Source organism: Pseudomonas vranovensis (genome assembly GCF_040438935.1).
GTDB lineage: Bacteria > Pseudomonadota > Gammaproteobacteria > Pseudomonadales > Pseudomonadaceae > Aquipseudomonas > Aquipseudomonas vranovensis.
This window is the reverse complement of sequence record NZ_CP159259.1, coordinates 3,067,770-3,089,770: the sequence shown is the minus strand read 5'-3', so window position 1 is coordinate 3,089,770 and position 22,001 is coordinate 3,067,770. Positions and strand designations below refer to the sequence as shown.

39 protein-coding genes are annotated in these 22,001 nt (G+C 58.2%); 18 read left to right on the top strand and 21 right to left on the bottom strand.

All coding sequences use genetic code 11. The annotated features are described in order from the left end of the window. Positions 1–17 precede the first annotated feature (17 nt). The gene (locus ABVN19_RS14310) at positions 18–653 is read left to right on the top strand and encodes a hypothetical protein (RefSeq protein WP_105641538.1); all 636 of its coding nucleotides are present in this window, start codon (positions 18–20) and stop codon (positions 651–653) included. A gap of 3 nt (positions 654–656) precedes the next feature. Here ABVN19_RS14310 and ABVN19_RS14305 read toward each other — a convergent pair whose 3' ends face one another. Next, positions 657–1,514: a phosphoadenosine phosphosulfate reductase family protein gene (locus ABVN19_RS14305; RefSeq protein WP_105641537.1), complete on the bottom strand. Its 858-nt coding sequence runs from the start codon at positions 1,512–1,514 to the stop codon at positions 657–659. Positions 1,515–1,874: 360 nt separating this feature from the next. Continuing rightward, positions 1,875–2,471, bottom strand: coding sequence for a hypothetical protein (locus tag ABVN19_RS14300; RefSeq protein ID WP_105641536.1), 597 nt, complete (start codon positions 2,469–2,471; stop codon positions 1,875–1,877). A gap of 64 nt (positions 2,472–2,535) precedes the next feature. On the opposite strand from ABVN19_RS14300, the gene ABVN19_RS14295 reads away from it, so the two are divergent. Beyond that, positions 2,536–2,916 (top strand): hypothetical protein, encoded by a 381-nt coding sequence (locus ABVN19_RS14295; protein ID WP_146117316.1) that lies wholly within the window; start codon positions 2,536–2,538, stop codon positions 2,914–2,916. Here the strand turns inward: ABVN19_RS14295 and ABVN19_RS14290 are convergent. From ABVN19_RS14290 to ABVN19_RS14230, 13 genes are all read right to left on the bottom strand, one after another. Beyond that, the gene (locus ABVN19_RS14290) at positions 2,888–3,412 is read right to left on the bottom strand and encodes a hypothetical protein (protein ID WP_105641535.1); all 525 of its coding nucleotides are present in this window, start codon (positions 3,410–3,412) and stop codon (positions 2,888–2,890) included. The genes ABVN19_RS14295 and ABVN19_RS14290 overlap by 29 nt on opposite strands. A gap of 248 nt (positions 3,413–3,660) precedes the next feature. Further along, positions 3,661–4,152 (bottom strand): single-stranded DNA-binding protein, encoded by a 492-nt coding sequence (locus ABVN19_RS14285; RefSeq protein WP_105641534.1) that lies wholly within the window; start codon positions 4,150–4,152, stop codon positions 3,661–3,663. Positions 4,153–4,165: 13 nt separating this feature from the next. Next, the gene (locus ABVN19_RS14280) at positions 4,166–4,783 is read right to left on the bottom strand and encodes a lambda exonuclease family protein (RefSeq protein WP_105641533.1); all 618 of its coding nucleotides are present in this window, start codon (positions 4,781–4,783) and stop codon (positions 4,166–4,168) included. Continuing rightward, on the bottom strand, positions 4,767–5,528 hold the full coding sequence (locus ABVN19_RS14275; RefSeq protein ID WP_105641532.1) for an ERF family protein: 762 nt from the start codon (positions 5,526–5,528) through the stop codon (positions 4,767–4,769). Before ABVN19_RS14275 ends, ABVN19_RS14280 begins: the two co-directional genes overlap by 17 nt. Positions 5,529–5,537: 9 nt before the next feature. Next, positions 5,538–6,641 carry a hypothetical protein gene (locus ABVN19_RS14270; protein WP_105641531.1) on the bottom strand — a complete coding sequence of 368 codons (1,104 nt, stop codon included), beginning with the start codon at positions 6,639–6,641 and terminating at the stop codon, positions 5,538–5,540. Positions 6,642–6,797: 156 nt separating this feature from the next. Further along, on the bottom strand, positions 6,798–7,040 hold the full coding sequence (locus tag ABVN19_RS14265) for a hypothetical protein (RefSeq protein ID WP_105641530.1): 243 nt from the start codon (positions 7,038–7,040) through the stop codon (positions 6,798–6,800). Beyond that, positions 7,031–7,261, bottom strand: a complete 231-nt coding sequence (locus ABVN19_RS14260; RefSeq protein WP_105641529.1) for a hypothetical protein — start codon at positions 7,259–7,261, stop codon at positions 7,031–7,033. The genes ABVN19_RS14265 and ABVN19_RS14260 overlap by 10 nt, the downstream gene beginning before the upstream one ends. Next, positions 7,258–7,449: a hypothetical protein gene (locus ABVN19_RS14255; protein WP_105641528.1), complete on the bottom strand. Its 192-nt coding sequence runs from the start codon at positions 7,447–7,449 to the stop codon at positions 7,258–7,260. The genes ABVN19_RS14260 and ABVN19_RS14255 overlap by 4 nt, the downstream gene beginning before the upstream one ends. Beyond that, the gene (locus ABVN19_RS14250; RefSeq protein WP_105641527.1) at positions 7,446–7,862 is read right to left on the bottom strand and encodes a hypothetical protein; all 417 of its coding nucleotides are present in this window, start codon (positions 7,860–7,862) and stop codon (positions 7,446–7,448) included. Before ABVN19_RS14250 ends, ABVN19_RS14255 begins: the two co-directional genes overlap by 4 nt. Positions 7,863–7,874: 12 nt before the next feature. Continuing rightward, positions 7,875–8,123 carry a hypothetical protein gene (locus tag ABVN19_RS14245; RefSeq protein WP_105641526.1) on the bottom strand — a complete coding sequence of 83 codons (249 nt, stop codon included), beginning with the start codon at positions 8,121–8,123 and terminating at the stop codon, positions 7,875–7,877. Between the two features lie 20 nt (positions 8,124–8,143). Continuing rightward, a complete protein-coding gene (locus tag ABVN19_RS14240; RefSeq protein WP_105641525.1) occupies positions 8,144–8,365 on the bottom strand; it encodes a DUF551 domain-containing protein in 222 nt (73 codons plus the stop codon). Beyond that, positions 8,362–8,628, bottom strand: coding sequence for a hypothetical protein (locus ABVN19_RS14235; RefSeq protein ID WP_105641524.1), 267 nt, complete (start codon positions 8,626–8,628; stop codon positions 8,362–8,364). Before ABVN19_RS14235 ends, ABVN19_RS14240 begins: the two co-directional genes overlap by 4 nt. 437 nt (positions 8,629–9,065) lie before the next feature. Next, positions 9,066–9,506, bottom strand: coding sequence for a hypothetical protein (locus ABVN19_RS14230; RefSeq protein WP_146117315.1), 441 nt, complete (start codon positions 9,504–9,506; stop codon positions 9,066–9,068). A gap of 530 nt (positions 9,507–10,036) precedes the next feature. Here ABVN19_RS14230 and ABVN19_RS14225 point away from each other — a divergent pair. After that, positions 10,037–10,357, top strand: coding sequence for a DUF1654 domain-containing protein (locus ABVN19_RS14225; protein WP_105641522.1), 321 nt, complete (start codon positions 10,037–10,039; stop codon positions 10,355–10,357). A gap of 565 nt (positions 10,358–10,922) precedes the next feature. On the opposite strand, the gene ABVN19_RS14220 is transcribed toward ABVN19_RS14225, so the two are convergent. From ABVN19_RS14220 to ABVN19_RS14200, 5 genes are all read right to left on the bottom strand, one after another. Then, complete coding sequence (locus ABVN19_RS14220) at positions 10,923–11,168, bottom strand: hypothetical protein (RefSeq protein WP_105641520.1); 246 nt, start codon at positions 11,166–11,168, stop codon at positions 10,923–10,925. 154 nt (positions 11,169–11,322) lie between these two features. After that, positions 11,323–11,652 carry a hypothetical protein gene (locus ABVN19_RS14215; protein ID WP_105641519.1) on the bottom strand — a complete coding sequence of 110 codons (330 nt, stop codon included), beginning with the start codon at positions 11,650–11,652 and terminating at the stop codon, positions 11,323–11,325. A gap of 1,043 nt (positions 11,653–12,695) precedes the next feature. After that, on the bottom strand, positions 12,696–12,995 hold the full coding sequence (locus ABVN19_RS14210) for a helix-turn-helix transcriptional regulator (RefSeq protein ID WP_353632757.1): 300 nt from the start codon (positions 12,993–12,995) through the stop codon (positions 12,696–12,698). Between the two features lie 48 nt (positions 12,996–13,043). Beyond that, entirely contained in the window at positions 13,044–13,283 is a 240-nt protein-coding gene (locus ABVN19_RS14205; RefSeq protein WP_105641517.1) for a hypothetical protein, read from the bottom strand. Between the two features lie 2 nt (positions 13,284–13,285). Then, positions 13,286–14,095: a S24 family peptidase gene (locus ABVN19_RS14200; RefSeq protein ID WP_177431041.1), complete on the bottom strand. Its 810-nt coding sequence runs from the start codon at positions 14,093–14,095 to the stop codon at positions 13,286–13,288. Positions 14,096–14,193: 98 nt separating this feature from the next. Here ABVN19_RS14200 and ABVN19_RS14195 point away from each other — a divergent pair, with 98 nt between their 5' ends. The 13 genes from ABVN19_RS14195 (at position 14,194) to ABVN19_RS14135 (ending at position 20,727) form a co-directional block, all read left to right on the top strand. Further along, positions 14,194–14,433 (top strand): YdaS family helix-turn-helix protein, encoded by a 240-nt coding sequence (locus tag ABVN19_RS14195; RefSeq protein ID WP_105641516.1) that lies wholly within the window; start codon positions 14,194–14,196, stop codon positions 14,431–14,433. Positions 14,434–14,461: 28 nt separating this feature from the next. Continuing rightward, the gene (locus tag ABVN19_RS14190) at positions 14,462–14,656 is read left to right on the top strand and encodes a hypothetical protein (protein WP_028941800.1); all 195 of its coding nucleotides are present in this window, start codon (positions 14,462–14,464) and stop codon (positions 14,654–14,656) included. A gap of 20 nt (positions 14,657–14,676) precedes the next feature. Continuing rightward, positions 14,677–14,913, top strand: coding sequence for a hypothetical protein (locus tag ABVN19_RS14185; protein WP_105641515.1), 237 nt, complete (start codon positions 14,677–14,679; stop codon positions 14,911–14,913). 83 nt (positions 14,914–14,996) lie between these two features. Beyond that, on the top strand, positions 14,997–15,755 hold the full coding sequence (locus ABVN19_RS14180; protein ID WP_105641514.1) for a phage antirepressor KilAC domain-containing protein: 759 nt from the start codon (positions 14,997–14,999) through the stop codon (positions 15,753–15,755). A 1-nt stretch (position 15,756) separates the two neighbouring features. After that, positions 15,757–16,734 carry a phage replication protein gene (locus ABVN19_RS14175; protein ID WP_105641513.1) on the top strand — a complete coding sequence of 326 codons (978 nt, stop codon included), beginning with the start codon at positions 15,757–15,759 and terminating at the stop codon, positions 16,732–16,734. Next, positions 16,721–17,515 (top strand): hypothetical protein, encoded by a 795-nt coding sequence (locus ABVN19_RS14170; protein WP_105641512.1) that lies wholly within the window; start codon positions 16,721–16,723, stop codon positions 17,513–17,515. Before ABVN19_RS14175 ends, ABVN19_RS14170 begins: the two co-directional genes overlap by 14 nt. Next, positions 17,515–17,919, top strand: a complete 405-nt coding sequence (locus ABVN19_RS14165; RefSeq protein ID WP_105641511.1) for a hypothetical protein — start codon at positions 17,515–17,517, stop codon at positions 17,917–17,919. Before ABVN19_RS14170 ends, ABVN19_RS14165 begins: the two co-directional genes overlap by 1 nt. Then, positions 17,912–18,358 carry a recombination protein NinB gene (locus ABVN19_RS14160; RefSeq protein WP_105641510.1) on the top strand — a complete coding sequence of 149 codons (447 nt, stop codon included), beginning with the start codon at positions 17,912–17,914 and terminating at the stop codon, positions 18,356–18,358. Before ABVN19_RS14165 ends, ABVN19_RS14160 begins: the two co-directional genes overlap by 8 nt. Next, positions 18,355–18,516 (top strand): hypothetical protein, encoded by a 162-nt coding sequence (locus ABVN19_RS14155; protein ID WP_158259222.1) that lies wholly within the window; start codon positions 18,355–18,357, stop codon positions 18,514–18,516. Before ABVN19_RS14160 ends, ABVN19_RS14155 begins: the two co-directional genes overlap by 4 nt. After that, positions 18,513–19,091, top strand: coding sequence for a recombination protein NinG (locus ABVN19_RS14150; protein WP_105641509.1), 579 nt, complete (start codon positions 18,513–18,515; stop codon positions 19,089–19,091). The genes ABVN19_RS14155 and ABVN19_RS14150 overlap by 4 nt, the downstream gene beginning before the upstream one ends. Beyond that, complete coding sequence (locus ABVN19_RS14145; RefSeq protein ID WP_177431040.1) at positions 19,088–19,234, top strand: hypothetical protein; 147 nt, start codon at positions 19,088–19,090, stop codon at positions 19,232–19,234. The genes ABVN19_RS14150 and ABVN19_RS14145 overlap by 4 nt, the downstream gene beginning before the upstream one ends. Beyond that, a complete protein-coding gene (locus ABVN19_RS14140) occupies positions 19,231–19,902 on the top strand; it encodes a hypothetical protein (protein ID WP_105641508.1) in 672 nt (223 codons plus the stop codon). Before ABVN19_RS14145 ends, ABVN19_RS14140 begins: the two co-directional genes overlap by 4 nt. 489 nt (positions 19,903–20,391) lie before the next feature. Then, positions 20,392–20,727 (top strand): phage holin, lambda family, encoded by a 336-nt coding sequence (locus ABVN19_RS14135; RefSeq protein ID WP_028941810.1) that lies wholly within the window; start codon positions 20,392–20,394, stop codon positions 20,725–20,727. Positions 20,728–20,766: 39 nt separating this feature from the next. On the opposite strand, the gene ABVN19_RS14130 is transcribed toward ABVN19_RS14135, so the two are convergent. Next, positions 20,767–21,003: a hypothetical protein gene (locus tag ABVN19_RS14130; protein WP_105641507.1), complete on the bottom strand. Its 237-nt coding sequence runs from the start codon at positions 21,001–21,003 to the stop codon at positions 20,767–20,769. Positions 21,004–21,205: 202 nt separating this feature from the next. Here ABVN19_RS14130 and ABVN19_RS14125 point away from each other — a divergent pair, with 202 nt between their 5' ends. After that, positions 21,206–21,436, top strand: coding sequence for a hypothetical protein (locus ABVN19_RS14125; protein WP_105641506.1), 231 nt, complete (start codon positions 21,206–21,208; stop codon positions 21,434–21,436). Between the two features lie 62 nt (positions 21,437–21,498). Further along, on the top strand, positions 21,499–21,996 hold the full coding sequence (locus ABVN19_RS14120) for a YfbU family protein (RefSeq protein WP_158259221.1): 498 nt from the start codon (positions 21,499–21,501) through the stop codon (positions 21,994–21,996). The last annotated feature ends 5 nt before the right edge of the window (positions 21,997–22,001 follow it).

The following is a 22,001-nucleotide window of genomic DNA, read 5'->3' as shown; positions in this document are numbered from 1 at the left end:
CCGAAAAGGAGGGGGATATGCTCAACGATTATGGGAAAAGCTTGTTCAAACCATGGTGCTCGGTGCCGAACGCTGTGTGGTGTCTTGCGTTGCTTTATCTGGCTTGGTTGACGATCAGAATTTACGATCTCAAAAGCTCTGATATTGCCAGCTGGGTCCAGGCATTTGGCTCAATAGCTGCAATTCTAGGGGCTTTTGCAATCAGTAATCGGCAGGCGACATTGCAGCGAGAGAGCGTAGCGGCTGATGAACTTAGACGGAAAAATAGATTCAAATCAATTATGTTGCTCTTAGCATATAAGCATTTGGATGATATACGGCGGCTGAAAAAAGCTGTTCAGGAAGCTAATTATGGTTCAGAGCCTTCTAAGGCATTCGGGCCTTATATTAAAGGTGGATACTCCTTAAAGTGGCCTAGCCATCTTGAGGCTTTAAAGAGTATCGACATAAATGAGCTTGATGCCAATCACTTAAGTGCACTCATGGATATGCAGGTGGCTGCTCAGTTTTCGCTGGCGCTCTGTGGGCGACTTAAAGATTGGGAGTCTTATGGGGACGAGGAAGAGGAAGCCATGGAGCGCCTTGAACGCTTTAGCGACGAAGTTCAAGACAACATCCGGTATATCGAAAATGAGCCGTGGCACCACGATTAATATTCAGTCCCCACAGAAGCAGTCGATAGCTTCGTCGGCCTCAGCGAACAGGTCGAACTGAATCTCGGCGTAATCCATCATCTGCTGGTAGCTGGGCCGGTCCTTGCGGAAGCGCGCCCCGTCTCCGGCGAACTGGCCGGTTGATTCGGTCGATCGCTCCTGGCGTGCCCACCAGTCACCGCGGCTGCGGTCGCTGGCGATGATCGAATAGACCTGGTTCAGCGGCTTAAGGAAGCACAGGTCGCAGTTGCCCTCCAGCGTCCGGCCGTTGACGGTGGACAGCATCAAGTCGAATGGCTGGGCGGCCCAAAAGGCACCTAGCTGGTGGACTGAGACGCCGGCATCAGCCAGCGGCATGAGCATGTGCTCTTTGGGCGTTTCTGTACTGGTGCCGCGCTTGCGGATCTTCGACACCCGGCGCTGCTCGTCTGCCCGGATGCCGACCATCTGATCCCACTCACCTTCATCGTTGGTCCAGCCAATCGACTTCAGGTAGCGGTGCATGGTCCTGATTTTCAGCTCGACAGTGCAGAACCTGGTCACCGGGTTGGGCAGATACTTGCGCTTGCGGATGACCGCCTCGAACGGCTCTCCATCCCGGCTGCAGGTGTCGAAGTCCACCACGGCAAAGCCCTGCTCATCGTCGCGATACTCCAGCCAAGTGATCGGTACAGCCCAGCGCTCTGCGCACTCGCGGACGAATTCCAAGGTGGCGGGGTGTTCCTTGCCGGTGTTGGCGAAAAGTACGAGCAAGGCGCTCAGGTCGTCGTTGTGGTCGAGCACCTGGCGCAGCATGTAGGCACTGGTGCGGCCGCCTGAAAAGCTCAGGACAGTCTTGCCGCGCAGGCGGTACGGAGACATAGGCGTTCCTCGCCGGGGTGGCGTGATTCGTTGAAGTGGGAGTGGTGTTAGCGGACAGGCGGACTTGGTGTATATGGCGAATAATCTACCCTTGAAGGGCAGTTCCCATATTCCAAGGAGGTCAACATGTCCAAAGGTAGCGGCGGTAAAGGTTCTGGTAGTTCTGGCGGCTCCGGCAAAGGTTCTGGCAGTTCTTCGCGCGGACCTTCAAGTCACCCAGGGCCAGGTGGTAACTGGCCAAGTACTACAGGAAAAGTCTCGGGTGGTGACCGAGGTAATGCCCCGTCCGGTAAGAAAGGCTGACGGAAAGTTTCATCGCTGCCCGTTTGCGACTGATTGCAGGCGGGCAGCGCCGGAGGGTCAGGCTGAGACTCGCTCACCGATGACCTTGGTGCTAAAGGTGACCTCGTAGTTGAGGGTCAGCTCGAACTGGCCATCGCATACTTCGCAGGTCATGGTTTTGTCGCCGTAGTGCTCGGTTTCGATGTGGATGGCCGAGGCGCAGTGCGGACATTTGCACTCGTCCTGATACTCGAAGTCCGAGTCGTCGTATTCCGCTTCGGCGAACTTGGCCAGGGCCTCTGCTTTGGCAGCAGCGTCGAGACGCTCCTGGCAAGGCTTGCAGTTGAACCCATCTCGCGTACCCCAAGGGATATCTGTCAACTGAGAGCGGTGGGTTCCGCAACAGCTGCAGACGTTGTGCGCGTCGCAGACGATGTAGCTCCACTTGCCTACCTCGCCGTTACATTTGTTGCAGCCTGATATCCAGTACCAGGCGCCGTCGATACGCTCGGCGTACAGCCCCTTTTCTGGCGGCTCAAGCCTCACTTCCGGCAGGCCGTTCCGGTGCGGTCGGTCGTGATTTTTACCGTTCCATATGTTCGTGTGGCCGGAGCGGGTTCGCTCTGTCCATTCGCCCGGGATCTCGGTGATGAGGATCTTTGTGTCCTTATCCATGGCTTTCTCCATGCATGCGCCGCCCTCCGTGGCCGGATGCGGCATGGTGGCAATTTAGGATTGGATGTTGTTTGATGTGCGGTCGCACACAATAGGCATTGGAGGCTTTATGGGATTTTTCAGGGCGGCGCAGTGTTTCGCTACTGCGGTGGACACTCTTGACGCATGGAATGAGATCGGCAGAGAAAAAGCTGTCGAGGCTGCATTGCTTGAGTGCAACGAAGGACTTTCAAGCATTTCCCGAGACAAGCTGAGTGCACCTGCGGACGCTTGGGTTGCAGAGCTTGATTTGTTTCTTGATCCTTCAGGCGTTGTCGTTGCCCCAGGGCAAGGGCAGATTGCCGCTAAAGCCGCAACACTCACTGCAGAAGATGTGGGCCGAGTTGCTGAGCTAGCGAAAAGCCTTCAACAGTGGTTCAGCGCCGAAAATCGTAAGGGGCTGTAATCTCGTCGCCGGGATCCTGCTGAATCATCAGCATGCTCTTCCGGTCAAAGGCCAGGGCCAAGCTTGGCGATATGCTGATCTCGTGCCGCGGCGGGGTGAGAAACTTCGCCGCGTGCAGCCTGCCCAGGGCGTGGATGCCGTGGATCAGCGCCTCGATCATCTGGCTGTATGTGGCGTCAGCCCAGCCGCAAATGGCTCGCAGGTGCTGGCCGGTTCGCTTCCTGGCTGACAGCCTCAGCGGCTCAGTCCGCGCTACAGTTCGATGAGCCTCGATTTCGTGGCGCGCGATCATGAACAGTGCGTGATGCCCGAGCGCTTCGATGTGATGAATCATCAGCGTCATCGCCTCGCCCTGTTCCTCGATCCCGGCCCAGGCCATCAGATCCAGAAGGGCCTGCTTAGTTCCTGGTCGAACCTTCAAGCGCAGATCTTCTTCCTGCACCTTCGCGGACTTCTCGCGCCTGCGCCGGTCGCGCTCGGCCTGGTCCATCGCCATATGACGCCTCCTTTAAACCGCTGGGCGGCAAGTGAACATGCAGCTGCCGGCGGCGCTGCTGGGTGATCTTCTGGATGCGTCTCATGGGTGGCACACCTCAATTGGCTTCTTGTTCGTAGAGCCAGAGGGCATGACCACTAGTAGACGCTTGTTTCCGCGATACACGCCCCAGGGCCGACCAGTGGACGCGGCCATGGCCGCCGCGTACTTAGCGGCGGGGATGGGCTGGGCGATTGTGGCGATCATGGTTACGCCCCGGCCAGGTGATGCAGCGGGGCGAAGGGGATGTCGTCGTCGAAGCTGTCGTAGTCGGGCCCCGGGGCGCCTTGCTGGTTCTGCTGTTGCGCCTGCGGACGGCTCTGCTGGCGCTGCTGCTGGGGCCGAGGCTGTTGCTGCTGGCTTCCTTGCTGCACCTGCTGCGGCGGGCTGCCGGCGAACTTGATGATGATCACGCGGCCGGTGAGCTTCACTCCCTGGGAGTGATCGGCCTTGGTGTAGGTCTCGACGTGGGCGTCGTCGATGGTGAAGTGCAGTTGCTGGCCCTTGAGCAGGTAGGGCGCCATGGCTTCGGCCTGCTTGCCCCAGAGCGTGGCGTCGACCCACTGAGTGGGGCGCTTGCCATCTTGGCCTTTGCGGCCGTATTCGCAAGCCAGGGCCAGACTGCAAACGGCATCGCCTCCGGAGGTGTAGCGCAGTTCAGCGTCGCGGCCCAGGCGGCCGATTTCAGTAAGAGTAGGCATCGTGATTCCTTGGTTATGCGGCCAGGCCGAGCACCTTGTTCATGCGCTCGTCGAGGATTTCGTAGAAGGTCTTTACCCGTTCGGTGAGCTTGCGGATCATGGCTTCGTCGCGGTACACGCGCTTGACGAAGAGCGGCATGCCCGGCCAGTAGCTGATGAAGTCCAGCCACTCGCGCTCCGACACCCACAGGCCGCCTTGGCACTGGGCGACGTGCTCCTTTGGAACATCGCCGGCCAAAATTACGCCGACCTGAAACTTGGGCAGCTTGGTCTTGATCTCGGTGAGGCCGTCGTTGCCGACTAGCGCGTCAGGCGAGTAGCCGATGCCGTGGTTCAGGATGATCCCAACTGAGCGAGTCTTGAGGCTTTCGCGGTCCTCGTAGAGCCCGCGCGCGACACCCTCAAGCTCATGGCCACGTATCGTTGCTTTGGTCTGGAAAGGGATCTCGGCGGCCTCTTCAGTGATGCGCTCGCCGATCAGCTGGTCCATGTAGGTGAAGGCGGCCACGCCGAAGCCTGCTTCGCCCTTACCGCTTACCAGCAGGCAATCCAGCTCCGAGCAGGTGATGATGCCCAGGCGCAGGGCCAGCCACTCCGGCGTGCCTTGCTCGATGTCAGTGACTATCCGCATTTGCAGCCTCCGAGGCCTTGATGGCCTTGTTCAACTGAGCTACCAGGCGATCATGCGCCCCCTTCGGCACAACCTCGGCAGAGCCGTATTCGCCGATGAACCAATCGCGAGTTTTTTCCGTGCAGCGCTCCAGCAGCGCGTTAATTCCTGCCGCCTGAATGGTGGTCACATTGGCCGTTGGCACGGCCGCATGGCCGTCATCGTCTTCACCGCGAGTGGTGAGGTTGAGTAGAGCGCTCATGACATAGCGTTTTCCGTAGCTGACCGACGAACCGACCGCCTGGACTGCGTTCTTGCTGCCACTGGTGTCGAGGGGCAGCAACATGGAGGTACTCTCGCGATGCCCGGCCCGATGCATCAGGATCCCGGTGACGCTCATGCCGCCCGGCGTGTTCTCGACTTTGAAGGTGATGGCAAAGCCGTGGGTTTGCATGATCGGCTTGATCACGTCGTTGATGTCTTCGAAGGTGGCGTAGTCGCTGCGCTTCTGCCCGTTCACAACGATGGCGCCGCGCTCCGCAATACTGGGGATGTCGCTCTGCATTGCGGCCATGGCCGCGTTGAACTGTGTTTCGGCGTCCCGGGCCTGCATGCGTTCATGCATCACCATCAGGCGCTCAAACTTGTCCATATCGCAGGACGGGTCGGAGGCTACGCGGCTGATGACAGCCAGGATGCTGCTGTCGGCAGGTGCTGCAGCGGCAACCTGGCGGCGCTGCTCCGGCACGACGATTGGACTGGTCATGGTGGGGCCTCAGAAGTTGATGGTGATGTTCGGGACTTCGCCGCGGGCGATCTTGAGCACAATGGCCTTGGCCAGTTCCTCGGTGATGTTCATCGACATCAAGGCCTCTTTCGCGGCGCCCATGACCTTGGATTTGTGGGCCTTGTCGGCTTCCCGGGCCTGCTGCTGACGGAGGATCTCGGCGGCGGCTGCATCGGCGCGGCGGCGCTCGTCCAGGCGGGCTTGCTCGGCAGCCTCTTCGGCGCGGCGGGCGGCGGCCTGGCGCTCTTGCTCGGCGCGCTGCTCAACCGCGACCCGATCGGCTTCAGCCTGGGCCCTGGCGCGTTCGGCTTGCTCGGCCTGCAGTTTCAACTCCAGCTCGCGGCGGTCGGCGGCGGCCTTGGCTTCGAGCTCGCGGCGCTGGGTGGCTTCGCGCTCGGCCTGAGCCTTCTGCTCGGCTTCAATCCGGGCGCGCTCGGCGGCTTCCCGAGCGATGCGCTCTTCGCGCTCTTTCTGCTCGCGGGCTTCAGTCTCGGCGCGCAGGCGGGCCAGTTCGGCCTGTTCCGCTTCGTACTGCTGGCGGGCGGCGAGGGCGGCGCGCAGCAGCTTCAACGAATCGTCCTTGGCCCGGGCAGCTTCGGCTTCAAACTCTTGCCACTGTTCGCCCAGGGCGACGGTCTCAACCTTGGCGATGCGATCAGCCAGATCTTCGGCGGTAATGCCTTCCAGCGCTTCGGCGTGGAGCTTCAGGTGGGCAATGGCGTTGTTGTGTCCGTCTACCCGAGCATCCTCGGCTGCCTGCCAGTCGTTCAGCGGCTGACGTACCTGGTCGCGCAAAGCGTCTGCCTCTTTCACGAACTCTCGCAGTTCTGCCTCAATAACCTTTGGCAGTTCTTTGATCTTGCGGAGATAGTCACGCCCCGGCTTCTCGACAGCCGCCTTTCTCTTGCTCACTGTCGCTGCCAGGCTAGCGATGCGTTCTCGACCCTTGCGTGTGGTGAGGTCTGGAACCTCGCCGCAGACCTCATCCTTGATCATTTGCAGAAACGGCTTGAGGCCGTTCTGGACATAGACGACTGGGGCGGTTTCTTCGCTGATGTGGTCGATGGTGATCAGCTGCGTTTGTGCGGCCATACGTATCTCCCGCGCCATCCCTGCGGTGGGCGCTGATGAAGGGTTACTGAGTGATGGAGCCGGCCAGTGAGATGGCGAGCATGAAGGCAGTGCAGGCGAGAAGGGTGAGGGCGGATCCGCGCCAGTAGGCGATGCGCTTGGCGCGCTGGTAGGCGGTCATGGCGAGCACATCGACAGGGAGCTGTAGCAGTAGTAGCGCTGCTCGTTGCCGTCGTCGTAGTTCACCTCGCCAGCCGCTCCGCAGCCGCATGTTGCGACTTCTGGCTCGTCATTTTCTGGCTGATCTTCGCGCTGGCAGTTTTGGCCGCCGCAGTGCGGGCATTCGGTGTGGGTGAGGTTGCTGAGCGGTCCAATCCAGTGGATTCCGGTCTTGCCGCAGCGGTCGCAGATCATGTCCATTGCTGGCGCACCTCGTAACCCACCGTCCACTCTCCGCAAATGCAGGCCCGGCACTTCCAGGCGGCTGGGTTCTCGATGCTGGCAAGCTCAGCCTCATGCACTGCCGCGGCAAAGGTCGGCCCCTTGAACAGCATCAAAACACGGCCAGGCGGCAGGCATTGGCTAGATGGCAGCTCGGCTACTTGCTCGTCAATCAGCGACTGAATCAGTGGTGTGCTCATGCTACCTCCCTGCGCCCAGCGATGATCGCGTTCAGGCGCTTGCAGTAGTGGTTGAACTCTTCGATGGTGATTCGCTCATCAGTCAGCATTTCGGTGAGGAGCTTCTGGACCATGACGCTCCAGCTCAGGTCTGTGCTGGGATGCGCCATAGCATCGAGCTCGTTGTCGAGCAGGACGTGAGGGCTCATAGCGCGGCATCCTCTGCATCCGCCTCAACCCCGGCCTGTGCATACTGCTCAAGCATCGACTCGGCGATTTCGTAGAGCTTGCCGCGGCTGTGATCGCTCTGGCCGACGACTTCCCCGACCATGTTCTTCACGGCGCCGCCTGTTTCCGCTTGAAGCAGGAGGAGGGCCAGGGCATTGAGGTCGTCTTGCTCGGCCTCCTGCAGCGCCCTGAGGTGCTCGGCGACCTTGGCAACGAACTGGTCTTGCCGGATACCAACCGGTGGGCCAAAGCGCTGGCGGACCAAGACGTCAGCACCGTGGACCAACTGCTCAGCCTTGTCTTCGATCCAAGCCTGGATCGCTTCTTGACGCGCTGAGTCATCTTCAGGCTCAGCATGGTCATACCGCCATTGTGCTGCTCGAAGTGCGCCCATGGTCGCCTCCAGTTACGGTTGGGATGCTCGATAGCGCCGCATGAGGCCATCCGTCAGGCGCTTCATGATTCGCGGGTATCGGTCAGGGTGGTGAAGGTTGCAGGGCAGGTCGCAGTGATGGCCCTGCCCATCTTCGAAGTGGTCGCACTGGCAGTGCTGCTTGAGCAGGGCCCTTGCCTCAGCTGCGCATGCAGCGCGCAGGGTGAACCAGCGACGACCGCCGCCACGGAAGACAGCGGCTGTCTCGACTGTGACGGCCATGGTCGCCTCCAGGTGGTGGGTTACTCGGTGGGTGGACTGAGATGTGGCTGCCAGTGCGTAACGCGGTGCTCGAAACGTGAGCCATCGCTGTAACGCCAGTCGATGCCTTTCCAGTAGAGGAAGCGGGCGCCGTTGAAAGCGCTCTGTGCTTTGCGTGCTGGTGTGTAGGCGATTACCCAGGCCTTACCGCCGCCCTTCGGCAGCTCGGGCAGCCTGTCGCTGCACTTTATCCAGCCGCTCATGCGACCTCCGGGTACTTCTCACCGCAGAACATGCAGTAGCTGCCGATCATGGACAGATCTTGCTTGACGGTCTTGAAGCCACCCCCGCGCTTGGAGGCCTGGTACTCAACGTGCAGGTTGAGCTTGTTCTTGGTCTCCAGTGTCTTGCCGAGAATCATCGCCATACCCTGAAGCTCAACGGTGAGAGACTGGGCGCCGTCAGGCAGCTGCGTGGCGATCTTTTCCTTTGCTTTGGCTTCAACTTCAGATGCGCAGTTGCACATGGGGAGTTCCTCGGTATGACCGCATTGGTCAGATGCCAGGCGCAGTGACCAAACTGGGCGTGAAAAGCCAGCCTGGCACCTGCCAATACGGTCGATTTGAAGGGAAGGGGATGCAGGCGCCCGGCGCTGCCCGGGAAGCATCTGGTCTGGCCGGGTAGGCCCCGGATTCGCCTGCGTGTATGTCGATTAATGTTTGCTGCGGTGAGCCTTAACTTGCGTAAGGGTCACGGTGATGCGCTTTAAATCGATGAAAACTGCATCGGTGATCCACATTCCGGGGCAAACCGGGTGACCGGACGCCTCACCAAAGGGCGAGACGCTACCCAGGCTCACAATTCGCGGCGATCAACTCGCGTTCAATGTGGATCACCGATACAGCCTTCGATGGGGATCAGGGCATCGGGCAGTTAACGACAGGCTGTCGTGGCGCTGGTTGTCTACGGAAGTGGTTTCGCAAGAGCCAAGCGATCGAAGTACTGAGCGCGATATTTGTCCCATTGCGAACGGATACTCGGGCGATCCGCGTAGCCTTTCGAGAGGGCGAACAGCTCGCGTTGCTCTTGAATCCAGGCCTGAATGTTCACGCAGACGCCGCGAGCGCGACGGGAACGGAACTGCTCAGTGGTTTCGCCTGGCTTGCGGAACTGGTTGATGTTGCGCATCGTCTTGCCCTCCAGGGCGGTTGATTTCCCGGATGCCACTCGTTGAATGGCGCCTGGTGAAATCCCGGCCTCGCTACTGGCGACAGGCCGGGGTATTGCGTCAGCGATGTTTGACCAGTTGCCCGCTGCTGATTGCAGGGTTGGCCGATCTTCGTCGGTGTGGGCTTCGAGCTTCCTCCGCGCGGCGTCAAACAGCGCTTCTTCGCCGCGGATCACAGGTCCTTACAACATGCACGCTACAGCGCTATGTGCCCGGTTGAGTGGGGCAGGGTGCATGAGGTCCGGCACCCCTCATCGCCAAAGCTCAGGGTGCTAATTCAAATCGGTGTCTCTCCCATCTACCGCTGGGATTCGCGGGGCGCATTGCTTGCCAGGTCATTCGCACGGTTTAGGCATTTCGCCTTCGTCAGCCGTACAGGGTGGTCCCTGTCGTGGGCAGCCTTTCGGGGCTGTCTGGCGCCGGTCGCCGGTAGAGGCAATGCGGTCTGTTGGTTGTTGCGCTGGTTGTTAAAGAGCGGGTGAGGCTTGAGGGCCTCCCGAGGGGCTGTGCAGCGCCTCGGTGAACATAAATTAGCAACCGCTAAATTTATCGTCAATAGCAAATGCTAAATTAATTTTTCGCACGTACTCCTCCCGGTCCGAGCCAGGGGCTAAACATGTCGCGCATCAGGGGTTTTACATTCTGCTAATTCTGGGTATGCTTTTCGTAAATACTGTACATATATACAGCAATAAAGGAGTGAACGATGGCTCGCCCACAAAAACAGAAGCAGCAAGAACGCAAGCCAATGTCAGGAATTGAAAGGCTCAACCTAAGGGTGTCGAGCATGATCAATCACCCAATCGCTCAAGATCAGCGCTGGGTAACGATTCACCGGTTGGATACAGACGGTGATCGAGAGTGGGAGGAGGTAATGACCGTGCTTTCGGAAACTGACGGGATCGAAATGACGATCAACGACGAGGACGAGTCGGTGACGCTGAGGTGGGAGGCGCCATCTGACGAAGACCCCAGAGTAGAGTTGATCGACGAATTCTTGGCCGTTGAAGAGCCAGCGCCGTTCTAATGGCCCACAAAAAAAGCCCGCTCAGCGGCGGGCCCGCATCCCCGACTGAACCAGCCTGGCTATACCTTCCTTTACCGAGAAAGTGCTATCGGAGACAGATATGAACTGCGACGAGAGAGATCGAGCGTTGTCGGCCTGGAGCGAACTATTCAGAGAGCCAGAAGCTCGGATGGATGCAGCAGAGCAGTACGATGAGCTGGTGAGGCTGGCGGACAAATTTCAGCGCCAGGGCCTGCTCACACTTAAGGAGAGGAGTGCTTTGATCTTGGAGGCTACCGACCATTACGCGGCTGCTGTACAGAAGCTGAGGCTGAGTGCTTAAGGTTCAGTCGGCGGGCAAAGAAAAGCCCGCAGGGGTGCGCGGGCTGAAGGTGTCACTAGGAGCAACACGACTATGAACCGTCGACCGTGAAAAGAATGTGAAGGGCCGCCTGCTGATGAAAAGCCCGCACAAAGGCGGGCTGCTTTTCCACACGGGGTGCTGGTCCTTCAGCTGACCTAAGTGTAACGTGGTGATGGCATATAGCCAGAAAGCGACCTGATGCGCTCTTGGAGGGCGGCGGGCTCAATCCTCTGGTTCAACCTGATTTTCCGGCTTCCACCTGGCAATCAAGTCGACCAACAGCTCGGCAATGGCATCGCTGTTTTCTAATAGCACTTCCAGGTGCTCATTGATGCGATGGTATGTCTCAGTAGAGCCTCGCTGATCGATCCAAATTCCAATTTCCTCGATAGCAGAACCCAGGGCATTGATGTTCTGGTTCAAACGGCTGAGCAGGGCCGGGGTCGGGTCGTCAGGAAGGGCGGCCATAGCGTTTCCTCTGATTGATGAGGAAAGCGTAGCAGGCAACAAAAAGCCCGCGGGGAGGACGGGCTAAGAGAAGTACGGATGAGTTGTAACCACGGCAATGGCACGGTGAAAATTTCGTGAAGGCATGAAAAAGCCCGCGGAGGCGGGATTGTTGTCAGGCTGGTTCGGTCCCTCTAGCTCGCTGAGAGTCTCGCTTGAACAGTGTTTTCAGATCCCACATCCCTACTGCAAGTAAAGCGATGCCAGCCATGAAAAATGCAATGCTGGAATCAGCAAGCTTCGGCACATACGTGCTGTCGACAGTGCAAAGTAGGAATGCAATACCATTGGGAAGGGCACTCCAAGTAGCTGCGCGTGCAACACCATCGATAAGAGAGCTATCCTGGCTGCGCTTTACCCAGCACGACACAAAGAACGCAATGACGCCAGTAATCATAGTGATTGCTGGTAGCTTGGCGAAATACCACACGGAGAACTCAAGCATGCCGGCGTGCTCCCGAGCGATCAGAAATGATTTTCCCCAGCACAAACCCGAGCAGAGCCGCCGGTATTGCAAACTCTTTCGGGGTAGAAGAGGCGGAGAAAAGGCTCCACGCTACGCTCATCGCTGAGCCCGTGAAGCAGCCAAGTCCTACCATGATCGCCAAGTCATGAATACTCAGATCCAAAAATCTAGTCATGTAATCAGCCCTCCGGTTGGCTTGAATGCATGCTGGACGTGTGACCACGATGACGGGATCCACCACGTCCACATTTATGATTCTACCAAAAACAGGAACGTCCCCAGTGGAATCTCCAGCTATTGAGCGAAATCTCATAGCGTTTTCAGACTTCACTGCGCTGGATCGGTGAGTGGTTACCGTTGAAAAAACGTCAACGCGCATCGTGAGAGCAACTGCCATGTCACTTTTCCAAAATTTTCGATGCCACGAAGGGTGCATGAAAGAAAATAGTATGCCCGCAGTTTAGGCAGGACGCTGAATAAAGCCACATCCCCAAACCCTTGACGTGCGGAACTGGCGTTGAGACAAGGGGGGCGCATTCGCCACTCGGATCGGATGCTATTCCATAGTCGCCATGCTTACAGAACGAGCAGGTGGCATCTTCGTTTTTGGAGTTAAGGTAGTCCAGAAGCATTGCCGGCGTGACCGATCGCTCCTTTGGCTTGGGCTTCGTTTCGACCTGTGGAGCACCGGAATTCCGTTGTCCGTGCTTGTTTGTTGCCATTCCCTTCTCCGCTAATATTTTGATCGTGCAGCATATTTACTGCCATCACCGCTCTTGATTTTCTGTCGCTGACAGAGGTTATGCCACAGAGATGTCTGGACCCAATTGGTGGCTCAAACTAAGTGCGCATTCCATACCAGCAGCACCCGGGCCTGGATTTAGGTACCTTCCCGTCGAACTATCGTGTCCGCCGGATCTATTCCTTCGCCCGAATGATCCGTCCCGCCTTCACCTCATCCCCATACCCCTCCAACCGATCTTCCCCAGTCCGCTTCGCTGCAAAGATCAAACGCCCGCGCATCATTTGGCGCTGCGCTTCTGGGGTGTATCGATCCCATCAGCCAGCCTGGCACTGAATGACCTGACAGGCACACCGCTAATATTCTGGAACGCTATCGCTATGGATTTGGTGAGTGGTCGGCTTCCATTCAGAAAGCTATTCACCGTAGTGGGGCTCACGCCCATTGCGTTTGCCAGCTTACGCCGAGTAATCCGATCGGCCCGAGGCGCCGCATCGTTGAAGTCCTTGAGCGCTTTGCGCAACGCTTCGCACTCGATCTCTTCCCATACCCACAAATTTTCACTGTTCATGGAATTCAAGGCCTCCACTCCAGCACTCCGATTGCCTTGAATCTCCGCGTCCTTACGTCACGGTTTCAGTTCTTGGTTGATAGCCTCGTCCCGGAGGCTGGCCGCATGTGCCTGCAGACGATCTTCTCCAGCATGCATTACCTGGCAGATCCTGAGGACTGCTTGAGCATCTGCTTCATGCCCGGCGAGGCTCAAACGCTCAGCGATTCTCGTCAGCTCGACAGCCGACCATTTCAGGTCGGAGGCTAGGCCCTGGAGGTCGCGACGGAGTTCTTGGTTGGGCTTGGTTAGGGGCATGGCTACGCTTTCCTGGCGTTCCAGATGAGTAGCACTTTCGCGTGAATGGTCACGTCGTCGATCCGCGCTGTCTGGTTCTCGTAGTGCTGGTTGTCGGAGATCAGACGATAGTGCTCTTCGTCTAGGCGCATCATCCGCTTTATGTACAGATCCTGATGCCAGGTCATTACGTATATACCCTCACCAATGAAGTCCTTCACACCCTTGTCGACGATGACCAAGTCCTTGTCGTTGATCGTTCCTTCCATGCTCTGACCCCATCCGGTGATCATCGCCAGAGATGCTGCAGAGGTGTAGGTAACGCCTTTCTCGCGCAATAGCTCCTCTCGCACAACCAGGTTGCGCACGGCCTCGTTGTATTCAGGCGGGAGCTGGCCGTCACCCATTGCAGCGCGAATGTCGTACTGAGGGATCAGGATCTCTTCATTCGTTGGACGAAGGCTGGCCAGATTCGCAGGAAGGTAGTCGGTCGACTGACACTCTGGCTCTTCGGCCGCTGCGACTATCCGATCTCGCGCTTCGCTGGAAAACCCCTTCACCTTGGCGAGAGAGAGCTTCAACTGTTCGATAGCCGACAGCCCAGCTTTGGGTGAAGTGCTTTTTTCAAGCGCAGCAGGATTGACCAGGCTGCCGGAAGGCAAGCCAATCTTCTCTTCCAAATTCGCCGCAGCTTTTTCACCGAGGTTTCTGTGCCCATTGAGGATCTGGGACAGATACGAGGCATCGAGCCCGTGCTGATTGGCGAAGTCTTTCTGGGATGCCCCGGCCATCACGGCTTTCAGGGCATTCACTCTCTGTTGGTTTATATCCATTTGCCAATAATCGCGCCCTGTTAGCAATCAGTAAATTACAGTCTGCTATTGCTTGCCGTATTAGCAGTTGCTAATCTGGCGACAATAGGAGGTGCACTATGACTCTGCACGACTACATCAAGCCGTTCGACAAGCAAGAGCTGGACAGTTTCGCTGCCAGGTGCGGAACCACAGCGGGCCAGTTGAAGCAGGTTGCATATGGCTATCGCCGCCCAGGTGCAGCACTGGCCATCAGCATCGAGCGCGAATCCTCGCGCGCGGTTACCTGCGAAGAAATGCGCCCGGATATCGACTGGGCATATCTGCGTAGCACCGACCCCACTAAAGCCGCTGCCTAACTATTTCAACCGCAAGGAGCAATACCGCATGGCATATCACGACCAAAGTCACCTGAAAGACCGGGAGATTAAGTCGCGTTACGACGAGGAAACCTACGAGGCGCTGAAGGCCGTGGCGCGACTCCACAAGCTGCAGCTGGCTGTGTTCGTTCGCATGTGCGTCGAGGAAAAGCTGGAAAGCATCATCGAGAGCGATGTTACCGATAAAAGCCAGATGGCCTGAAGGCCCGGAAGGAGGCCTACGTGCCCGAAACCACGATCTGCCATGGGATCGATGGACGCCTCTACGAGAAGCTTGAGCGGTTGGCAAAGAAGGCGGGTATGTCGCCCGAACAGTACGCCGCACAACTTGGAGCAGAGCGTTTCTTCGAGAAGACCAGGCCAAAAGGCGCCGGAAAAATCCGGAATCTACCGGTACCGAAGAGAGGTACGGACTCAATAGTCCCTGAAAAAGGCGGGACTGATGAAGACCTCAGCTGAATCCCCAAATCGCAGGCACAAAAAAACCGACGGGCAAGGTCGGCTTTTTCAACTGCATATGTAACAACACTGTGAGGTCGATTATGCACACCCATCACATTGATGTACAGGCCCTCAAAAATCCCGCGCCACGAAACGCGAACCACGAAAACGTGGCGCGCACGATGAGCAGCATCGAGCTGAGAGATCTCATCAACGATGCGCGCTTTACCGCTGGCGAGCCAAAAGTCAGGAATGACCAGTTCCTTTCTCGGGTTGAGGACGAGCTGGGCGATGAGCTTGAGGGGGTGCAAAAATATTACACCCCTGTTCACGGCAACCAAGTAGCCACCTACAGCCTGACGCTGGATCAATGCATGTTGGTTGGCATGCGTGAGTCGAAGGCTGTCCGTCGAAGCGTCCTGGCCAAGCTCAAGTCCTTCGAAGCGCCACGCGTCATTGCAACACTGCCGGACTTCTCCAATCCAGTGGCAGCTGCACGCGCCTGGGCCGATGAGATGGAGCAGAAGCAGGTCGCCCAGCAGGCCCTGGCCATTGCCGCCCCCAAGGTTGAGTTCGTCGACAAGTACGTTGAAGCCACAGGCCTGAAGGGCTTCCGCCAAACGGCCAAGCTCCTGCGTGCTAATGAGGCTCGATTCCGCGAGTTCCTCCTGGACAAAAAGATCATGTACCGCATGGGCGGGGAGTGGCAGGCCTATCAGCAGCACATCGACGCAGGTCGTTTCGATATCAAGACCGGTACCACCGATGGCGGTCACGCATTCAATCAAACGAAATTTACCCCGAAGGGCGTCACTTGGGTGGCCGGCCTGTGGGCTCAGTACAACCTGAGCGAGATCTGACATGCAATTCACCGTGACGATCAACCAGGCGAAGGCACTTGAGTGGGGGTTGAACTCCCAGCAAGCGCTGCTGTTCGCGTTCGTCTACGGCTGCCCGAGCTGGGCAAAAGCGTTGAAGACTGATGACGGGATCTTCTTTGCACTGAGCAAGGCCAAGATCGTGGAAGAGTTGCCTTTGCTGACCGACAAGCCCGACACGGCCTATCGGATGCTTAAGGCCTTGGAAGAAGCCGGTTTGATCGAGCTTTCCAGCACTTCGAACATCACCCTTTTTCGCCTGACCGACAAGGCAGCTGAGTGGAACAAGAAACAGGATGGGTCGGAAAAATATCCGACCCCACCACAAACCAAGGGTCGGAAAAAAATCCGATCTACCTCGGAAAAATCTCCGAGCAAGGTCGGAAAAAAATCCGAGCCAGGGTCGGAAAAATCTCCGACAAATCAGGATACCAGTAATCAGGATACCAATCAGGGTACCAGTCACAGCTTGCAGGACGGCTCGGACAAGCCGAACCAGTCCCGCGGTCTGGTGCTGGTTGTTGATCGCTCCGACACCCCCCGGGTTGAAATCCCCGCTGACATGCCGGGCCCCAAAGACCAGACCTGCAAAACCTTCAAGGTCTGGGCGAACTACGCCATGGCTTATCGCAAGCGCTACAGCACTTGGCCGGTTTGGAACGCCAAGGTTGGTGGCCAACTTGGACAACTCGTTGACCGCCTCGGCGCTGATGTCGCCCACCACGTCGCCGCCCACTTCCTGAAAACCAGCGATGCTGCTGTCCTTCGCAAGTGTCACAGCCTCAACGAGCTGCTGGTGAATGCTGAGAGTTACCACACTCAGTGGGTGACCGGTCAGCGTATCAACGGCACCACGGCCCGCCAGATGGAGCGTACCGAAGCAAACCTGTCAGCAGCGGAGCAGGCCGCTCAACTTGTTCTGGCCAAGCGCCAGGCGGGAGAGCGCAATGAGTACCTGTGAGATGAATGATGCCCAGGTCGCAGGACTGGCTGCTGCCATCTGCGCGACGGCTGAAGCCATGGGGCAGGAAATGAACCCGGGTACCGCCGCGATGATGGCAGAGGACCTCTGTGCTTACCCAGTGGTTGCTGTTCGCTCCGCCCTGAAGTCCTGCCGCCTCGAAGTGAAGGGCAAGCTCGCGATGGCCGACATCCTGCAGCGAGTGCAGGCCGCTGACGGTCGCCCTGGCAAGGATGAGGCGTGGTCCATTGCTTTGACTGCCAGTGACGAGAGCGAAACCGTGGTGATGACGGCCGAGATTCAGCAGGCCATGGCCGCCGCACAACCGGTGCTTGCGCTGGGCGACAAGGTCGGCGCCCGGATGGCGTTCATGAGCGCCTACGAACGATTGGTTGCCGGAGCGCGGGCTGAGGCGAAGCCCGCTGCCTGGAGTGTTTCCCTCGGTTTCGATCCGGTTCGCCGAGTGACTGCCATCGAGTCGGCTGTGCGCATGCAGCTGATCACCCATGAGTCGGGCGCCCAGCACCTGGCCGAACTGCGCATCGCACCGATCACCGAAGACGGCCAGGCCATTGCCGGGCTTCTCACGGGTACCTTCGTACAGGCATCCCCAAAGCTGCGGGAAAAGCTCGCTGAGGTGCGCTCGATAGTTGAGGCAGCCAAGGCCCGGCAGGACCGCGAGAGGCGCAAGAAAGCCCAGGCTGATCGGGTCAATACGTATCTGCGCAAGCGCAAGGCTCGCGAGGCCATCGCAGCAACGCAACTGAAGGAAGGAATCTGATGAATATCGACAAAGCAAAGCTGCATCCCCTGCTGTGGGCAGTGGTAGGTGCATGGAAGACCGGCGACCAAGGCCTGCAACTGCACACCGATGCACTTGATCAGTTCCTCGGTGAGCACACGGTAGAGCAGGTGGCTCTGCAGCTGCTGGCGGAGCTCGACCTTGCAGACGAGGCGCGAGACGCTTATGCCGCCGACAAGAAGAGTCTGGCATTTGCGCTGAATGATGCGAGAGCAGAGGCCGAGGCGCTGCGCAAGGATGCCGAGCGGTATCGCTTCGTTCGTAACCCGATTGGGACCAGTTCACCCCTAGCGATCTGGAACGAGGGGAAGATGCCCTTGTTCAGCGGCATTGCGGATGCTGTCGTTGACGAGTTCATGACCAGGGAGGCATCCCATGGCTGACCTTATGCTCCGCACCGAGCAAGACCGCGCCCGCCTGATTGGATACCTCACCGGTCTGGACCTGGCCAAGCCGCGCCGCCTGACCATCGTCGAGGTGCGCAACAAGCGCAGCGATGCCCAGAACCGCCTGCTGTGGATGTGGAACGGCCTGATCCAGGAGCACCTGCGCGATTCCTACGGCCAGGCAGCGAGCAGTGAGGAGTGGCACGAGATTCTGGTGGCCAAGCTCTGGCCGGCCGAGGTTCATCCGGTGCAACTGCCCGACGGCACCCGGTATCGCGTTGGCCGGGCCAAGACCCGCAAGTTCAACACCCAGCAGATGACTCAGTACTTGGAGCTGCTGGACGCCTACTGCGCAGAGCACCTGCAGTTGCTCCTGCCGCACCCAGAGGATCTGATGATGGCGATCTACGGCGAGCGCAGGGGGAGGGCCGCATGAATAGCGCGTACGGAGCGATCACAGCATTGCTTGGTGGAGTGCTGGCGGCAGAGCTGGCCGCGATCGGGGTGTACATGAACAGTCCTGGCTTCTGGATGATCTTTGGCACTGCGCTCGCCATGGGCGGTGTGTTTTACAAGTGGGGCGACGAGATATGAGGACAGCTCTCAAGGAAGTGAAGCAGAAGACCTGCAAGGCCTGTGGCGGGAAGTTCCGGCCGAGCTTCAACAGCACGCAGGTGGTGTGCAGCGTCAAGTGCGCTCAGGCCCATGCCCCGGTCAACCAGCAGAAGGCCCGCAAGGCCATCGACCAGCGCGAGCGCCGCGAAATCAAAGTGCGCAAGGAGAAACTGAAGAGCAGGGCGGATCACCTCAAGGAGGCGCAGGTGGTGGTCAATCAGTACGTCCGCCTGCGTGACGCTGACCTGCCGTGCGTGAGTTGCGGCCGTTTCCATGACGGCCAATGGCACGCAGGGCATTTCAGATCGGCCGGCGGACACCCGGAGTTGCGTTTCGAGCCGCTCAACATCTGGCGCCAGTGCGCCCCATGCAATACCCACAAGTCAGGCGACCTGGTGAATTACCGGGCCGAGTTGGTGCGCCGCATAGGGGCTGAAAAGGTCGAGTGGTTGGAAGGGCCTCATGAGGCCAAGCGCTACACCATCGACGACCTCAAGGCCATCAAGGCCGAGTACCGGGCAAAGATCAAACAGCTCAAGGAGGCAGCAGCATGAGCACAGCATGGGCGTTTTTCTTGTTGGCCGCGATGCTCGTAGCGTCCGGCGGCGCGCTGGCCTGGGGATCGGCCTTGGCGCGCAAACGCAGCTACGAAGAATTCATTTTGAAGAAGTCCAAGCGGGCAGGGGGTGAGCAATGATCTATCGCGACGTTATCTCCGCAGTAATTCGTGCTCTGGCATCCGAGACGATCAACAGCGCTGGCGGCTGCGATTACACGCCAAAAATCCAGGCCAGCAAGCTCAAAGGCGAGATCGTGGGCAAAGAGGCGGCTTTTCTCACCGATTGCTGGGTGTTTGGCAGGCTTCACTCTTGCCTGGAGCCTAAGCACTGGATGGCCTTGAACGCTTGCTACTCAACGCACATGGCATCGAAGGTCGGCGCTATCGGGCGGATCGTATCGCACGTGTCTTCGCCTGCTCCGCGCCTGTTCCTCACCAAAGCAGTTACAGCGTGGGCATATCCGCAGCTGGGTGGCGCTGAACGGGCTCCTGCGGAGAAGGTAACGCTTGAGGTGGATGAAGATGCTCCGGCCTGGAGAAAGGCGGCTGTGGCGAAATCCCAGAAGGCTATCAACGCCAAGCTCAAGCAGCGTCAGGAGGCACCATGTGAAGGCGTCATCATCCTGCCAGCCCATAACTACGACATGAACACCTGGGACGTCGACGGCACGCCGGAGCGCACCAGGCGTGACTGGCGCAGGAAGATATTCAAGGGGTTGGATACGCTGGTGAATCAGGCGCTCCTTGAGGCTGGGGAGATCCTGACCAAGGAGGGGGTATTTTTCGATGAGCAAGATGTTGCATAGAGGGCCTTGACAGGGCCTGCCGGTTCGCCGAATATTCACCCATCCTGTCATTCCTGCGCGTTTAGGAGTGACCACAAAGAACCCGGCCAAGTGCCGGGTTTTTTATTGCCCAAAGAGGGCCTCAAGAGTCCCGGCCACTGCGCCGGGTTTTTTGTGCCTGCAAGAAAATTCACTGCAGCCAGGGCAGCCTTCGGGAAGGCCTGGACACTGATTAGCCGGTAGTACAGTGCTACGGAAAAACACCGGCAGCCCGCGCACTCATGCCCTGTACGCTTCATGGGTGGCGCGAGACCGGATCGGCGAGACTGGTGCAGTAGGGTGCCAGCGCTGGGATGGTCTTTGGCGGACGGCGGGAAAGACCGCATACCTATTCAGGGCCTCGACATTGATCGGGGCCTTTCTGTTTTCGGCTCCACTACACCCATTGCTCCGAGCTGGGAGTGCTGCTGGAGTCGAATCTAATTCGCTCCCCGAAAGGGAGGAACCCGGATGAACCATATGCCAGACAAACCAGACACCTGGCTCATCGTGCTTGCCTGGCTCAGTCAGCACGCACCCGCTTTCTACGCGGCCGGCCTGGCGGTGTCGATCTCTGCGCTGCGAATCATTTATGGCGGCGGCACCAAGAAGGCGGCCTTCCTCGAAAGTCTGCTTTGTGGCTGCATCACCCTGGCCATGCTCTCGGGGCTTGAGCTGCTGGGAATTCCCCAGTCGGCTGCCGGAATCGTTGGCGGGATGATCGGTCTGCTCGGCGTGGACAAGATTCGCGCCTATGCCGATCGATTCACTGGATTCAAGTTGCCCGGGCGCAATCCTGAGCCGTAATTCGCGCCACGCTTTCGAGGCTCATGGGTTTGCGGTGCGTCAACAAGTTCGCGGGCGGGGAAAGAGTTCGTCGGGGTTGAGGCACTCCAGGTTCATCTTCACACATGCTGTTTCTGCCAATGCCCTGGTTAAGTAGCTTGGCTTGAGTCGCAGCTTTTCCTGATTGTCGTAGATGTCAAAGCCACCGGATATGGTGGTTGAGCAATGACGGATACCCTGTCGGAAGGCTTCTTGCTCTATTGGTAACGCCGGAACGATAACGAATCTTAGCTGCATTTTCGTGACTCCCCAGGCAGATCAAGACTTTAGTATTGGTCGTATGCACTGACTTGGGGCGAGAGTTTCGGCTTTTCGCGACCAATGGCAAATTGCCACTTCACTGGCGTCATGATTATGTTTTTACCGCCTCGACGTGATTGTGGCGCCACAAACTCAAGGTGCGCCGTTTCGTGGCGCGACAACTCCAGAGGAATCACCTATGGAAAACCAGCACAAGAAGATCACCGGCTATCGCGACCTCACCCAGAGCGAGATCGACGGTATGAACTCGATCAAGGCCCTGGAGGCTGATGCCGGCAAGCTGTTCAAACAGATCGGCCAGATCGAAGGTGTGGACCAGCGCACCTTGGCCTTGGCCAAGACCAACCTGCAGCAGGGCTTCATGTGGTTCGTGCGCTCGATCGCCAAGCCGGCCGACCCTTTCAGCTGAGGTTGATTTGTCAGAGACTTGCCTCCATGTCAGTCATGGCATTTCGCCGCATGGAGAGCTTTATGGACAACCTACAGCTGCTGATCCTCAAGAACCAATACGAGATTCTGTCTTCGTTGGAGCCCAAAAATCGCGAATACCAGAACGCGATTACAGCCATCGACAGTGGCTTCATGCTCGAGATCGAACAGCTGATTGAGCAAGCGGTGGTTGAGCCTGTCTCTGTTGCTGTCTGCAAGGAGGTTCGGAACATTCTGGACATGTTCCGCAACATGCAGACCAGCCTTCGAGAATGCGAAGCTGATGAAGATCTTATGGAGGCAATCCTGTTCCCCGGCTTCGATGGCAACGAAGAAAGTGCCCATTATTCGTACGCTTTGTACCTCCTTGAAGACCGGGGGTTATGGCAAGGCCTTGAGAACTGCGAGCAAACCTGGAACTCGCACCGCCCCATGTTGCATACCTATCGAATGATGCTCGACGAGTACAGCCGCTTGAAAGGATTCCCATATTCGGAAGAAGACGTTGCGCGAGTCCTCGAAGCCAAACTGGAGTACTGATTCGA

Coding starts and splice junctions, on each gene's coding strand:
- ABVN19_RS14235 (WP_105641524.1), bottom strand. CDS start 8,628: ATGTGCAACTGCGCATCTGAAGTTGAAGCCAAAGCAAAGGAAAAGATC.
- ABVN19_RS14305 (WP_105641537.1), bottom strand. CDS start 1,514: ATGTCTCCGTACCGCCTGCGCGGCAAGACTGTCCTGAGCTTTTCAGGC.
- ABVN19_RS14260 (WP_105641529.1), bottom strand. CDS start 7,261: ATGAGCACACCACTGATTCAGTCGCTGATTGACGAGCAAGTAGCCGAG.
- ABVN19_RS14205 (WP_105641517.1), bottom strand. CDS start 13,283: ATGCCCCTAACCAAGCCCAACCAAGAACTCCGTCGCGACCTCCAGGGC.
- ABVN19_RS14295 (WP_146117316.1), top strand. CDS start 2,536: ATGTTGTTTGATGTGCGGTCGCACACAATAGGCATTGGAGGCTTTATG.
- ABVN19_RS14285 (WP_105641534.1), bottom strand. CDS start 4,152: ATGCCTACTCTTACTGAAATCGGCCGCCTGGGCCGCGACGCTGAACTG.
- ABVN19_RS14165 (WP_105641511.1), top strand. CDS start 17,515: ATGAATATCGACAAAGCAAAGCTGCATCCCCTGCTGTGGGCAGTGGTA.
- ABVN19_RS14245 (WP_105641526.1), bottom strand. CDS start 8,123: ATGGCCGTCACAGTCGAGACAGCCGCTGTCTTCCGTGGCGGCGGTCGT.
- ABVN19_RS14130 (WP_105641507.1), bottom strand. CDS start 21,003: ATGCAGCTAAGATTCGTTATCGTTCCGGCGTTACCAATAGAGCAAGAA.
- ABVN19_RS14275 (WP_105641532.1), bottom strand. CDS start 5,528: ATGACCAGTCCAATCGTCGTGCCGGAGCAGCGCCGCCAGGTTGCCGCT.
- ABVN19_RS14180 (WP_105641514.1), top strand. CDS start 14,997: ATGCACACCCATCACATTGATGTACAGGCCCTCAAAAATCCCGCGCCA.
- ABVN19_RS14300 (WP_105641536.1), bottom strand. CDS start 2,471: ATGGATAAGGACACAAAGATCCTCATCACCGAGATCCCGGGCGAATGG.
- ABVN19_RS14170 (WP_105641512.1), top strand. CDS start 16,721: ATGAGTACCTGTGAGATGAATGATGCCCAGGTCGCAGGACTGGCTGCT.
- ABVN19_RS14190 (WP_028941800.1), top strand. CDS start 14,462: ATGGCATATCACGACCAAAGTCACCTGAAAGACCGGGAGATTAAGTCG.
- ABVN19_RS14270 (WP_105641531.1), bottom strand. CDS start 6,641: ATGGCCGCACAAACGCAGCTGATCACCATCGACCACATCAGCGAAGAA.
- ABVN19_RS14215 (WP_105641519.1), bottom strand. CDS start 11,652: ATGCTTGAGTTCTCCGTGTGGTATTTCGCCAAGCTACCAGCAATCACT.
- ABVN19_RS14125 (WP_105641506.1), top strand. CDS start 21,206: ATGGAAAACCAGCACAAGAAGATCACCGGCTATCGCGACCTCACCCAG.
- ABVN19_RS14155 (WP_158259222.1), top strand. CDS start 18,355: ATGAATAGCGCGTACGGAGCGATCACAGCATTGCTTGGTGGAGTGCTG.
- ABVN19_RS14120 (WP_158259221.1), top strand. CDS start 21,499: ATGGACAACCTACAGCTGCTGATCCTCAAGAACCAATACGAGATTCTG.
- ABVN19_RS14255 (WP_105641528.1), bottom strand. CDS start 7,449: ATGAGCCCTCACGTCCTGCTCGACAACGAGCTCGATGCTATGGCGCAT.
- ABVN19_RS14310 (WP_105641538.1), top strand. CDS start 18: ATGCTCAACGATTATGGGAAAAGCTTGTTCAAACCATGGTGCTCGGTG.
- ABVN19_RS14135 (WP_028941810.1), top strand. CDS start 20,392: ATGAACCATATGCCAGACAAACCAGACACCTGGCTCATCGTGCTTGCC.
- ABVN19_RS14175 (WP_105641513.1), top strand. CDS start 15,757: ATGCAATTCACCGTGACGATCAACCAGGCGAAGGCACTTGAGTGGGGG.
- ABVN19_RS14150 (WP_105641509.1), top strand. CDS start 18,513: ATGAGGACAGCTCTCAAGGAAGTGAAGCAGAAGACCTGCAAGGCCTGT.
- ABVN19_RS14195 (WP_105641516.1), top strand. CDS start 14,194: ATGACTCTGCACGACTACATCAAGCCGTTCGACAAGCAAGAGCTGGAC.
- ABVN19_RS14225 (WP_105641522.1), top strand. CDS start 10,037: ATGGCTCGCCCACAAAAACAGAAGCAGCAAGAACGCAAGCCAATGTCA.
- ABVN19_RS14240 (WP_105641525.1), bottom strand. CDS start 8,365: ATGAGCGGCTGGATAAAGTGCAGCGACAGGCTGCCCGAGCTGCCGAAG.
- ABVN19_RS14140 (WP_105641508.1), top strand. CDS start 19,231: ATGATCTATCGCGACGTTATCTCCGCAGTAATTCGTGCTCTGGCATCC.
- ABVN19_RS14220 (WP_105641520.1), bottom strand. CDS start 11,168: ATGGCCGCCCTTCCTGACGACCCGACCCCGGCCCTGCTCAGCCGTTTG.
- ABVN19_RS14200 (WP_177431041.1), bottom strand. CDS start 14,095: ATGGATATAAACCAACAGAGAGTGAATGCCCTGAAAGCCGTGATGGCC.
- ABVN19_RS14250 (WP_105641527.1), bottom strand. CDS start 7,862: ATGGGCGCACTTCGAGCAGCACAATGGCGGTATGACCATGCTGAGCCT.
- ABVN19_RS14160 (WP_105641510.1), top strand. CDS start 17,912: ATGGCTGACCTTATGCTCCGCACCGAGCAAGACCGCGCCCGCCTGATT.
- ABVN19_RS14290 (WP_105641535.1), bottom strand. CDS start 3,412: ATGGCGATGGACCAGGCCGAGCGCGACCGGCGCAGGCGCGAGAAGTCC.
- ABVN19_RS14280 (WP_105641533.1), bottom strand. CDS start 4,783: ATGCGGATAGTCACTGACATCGAGCAAGGCACGCCGGAGTGGCTGGCC.
- ABVN19_RS14145 (WP_177431040.1), top strand. CDS start 19,088: ATGAGCACAGCATGGGCGTTTTTCTTGTTGGCCGCGATGCTCGTAGCG.
- ABVN19_RS14265 (WP_105641530.1), bottom strand. CDS start 7,040: ATGGACATGATCTGCGACCGCTGCGGCAAGACCGGAATCCACTGGATT.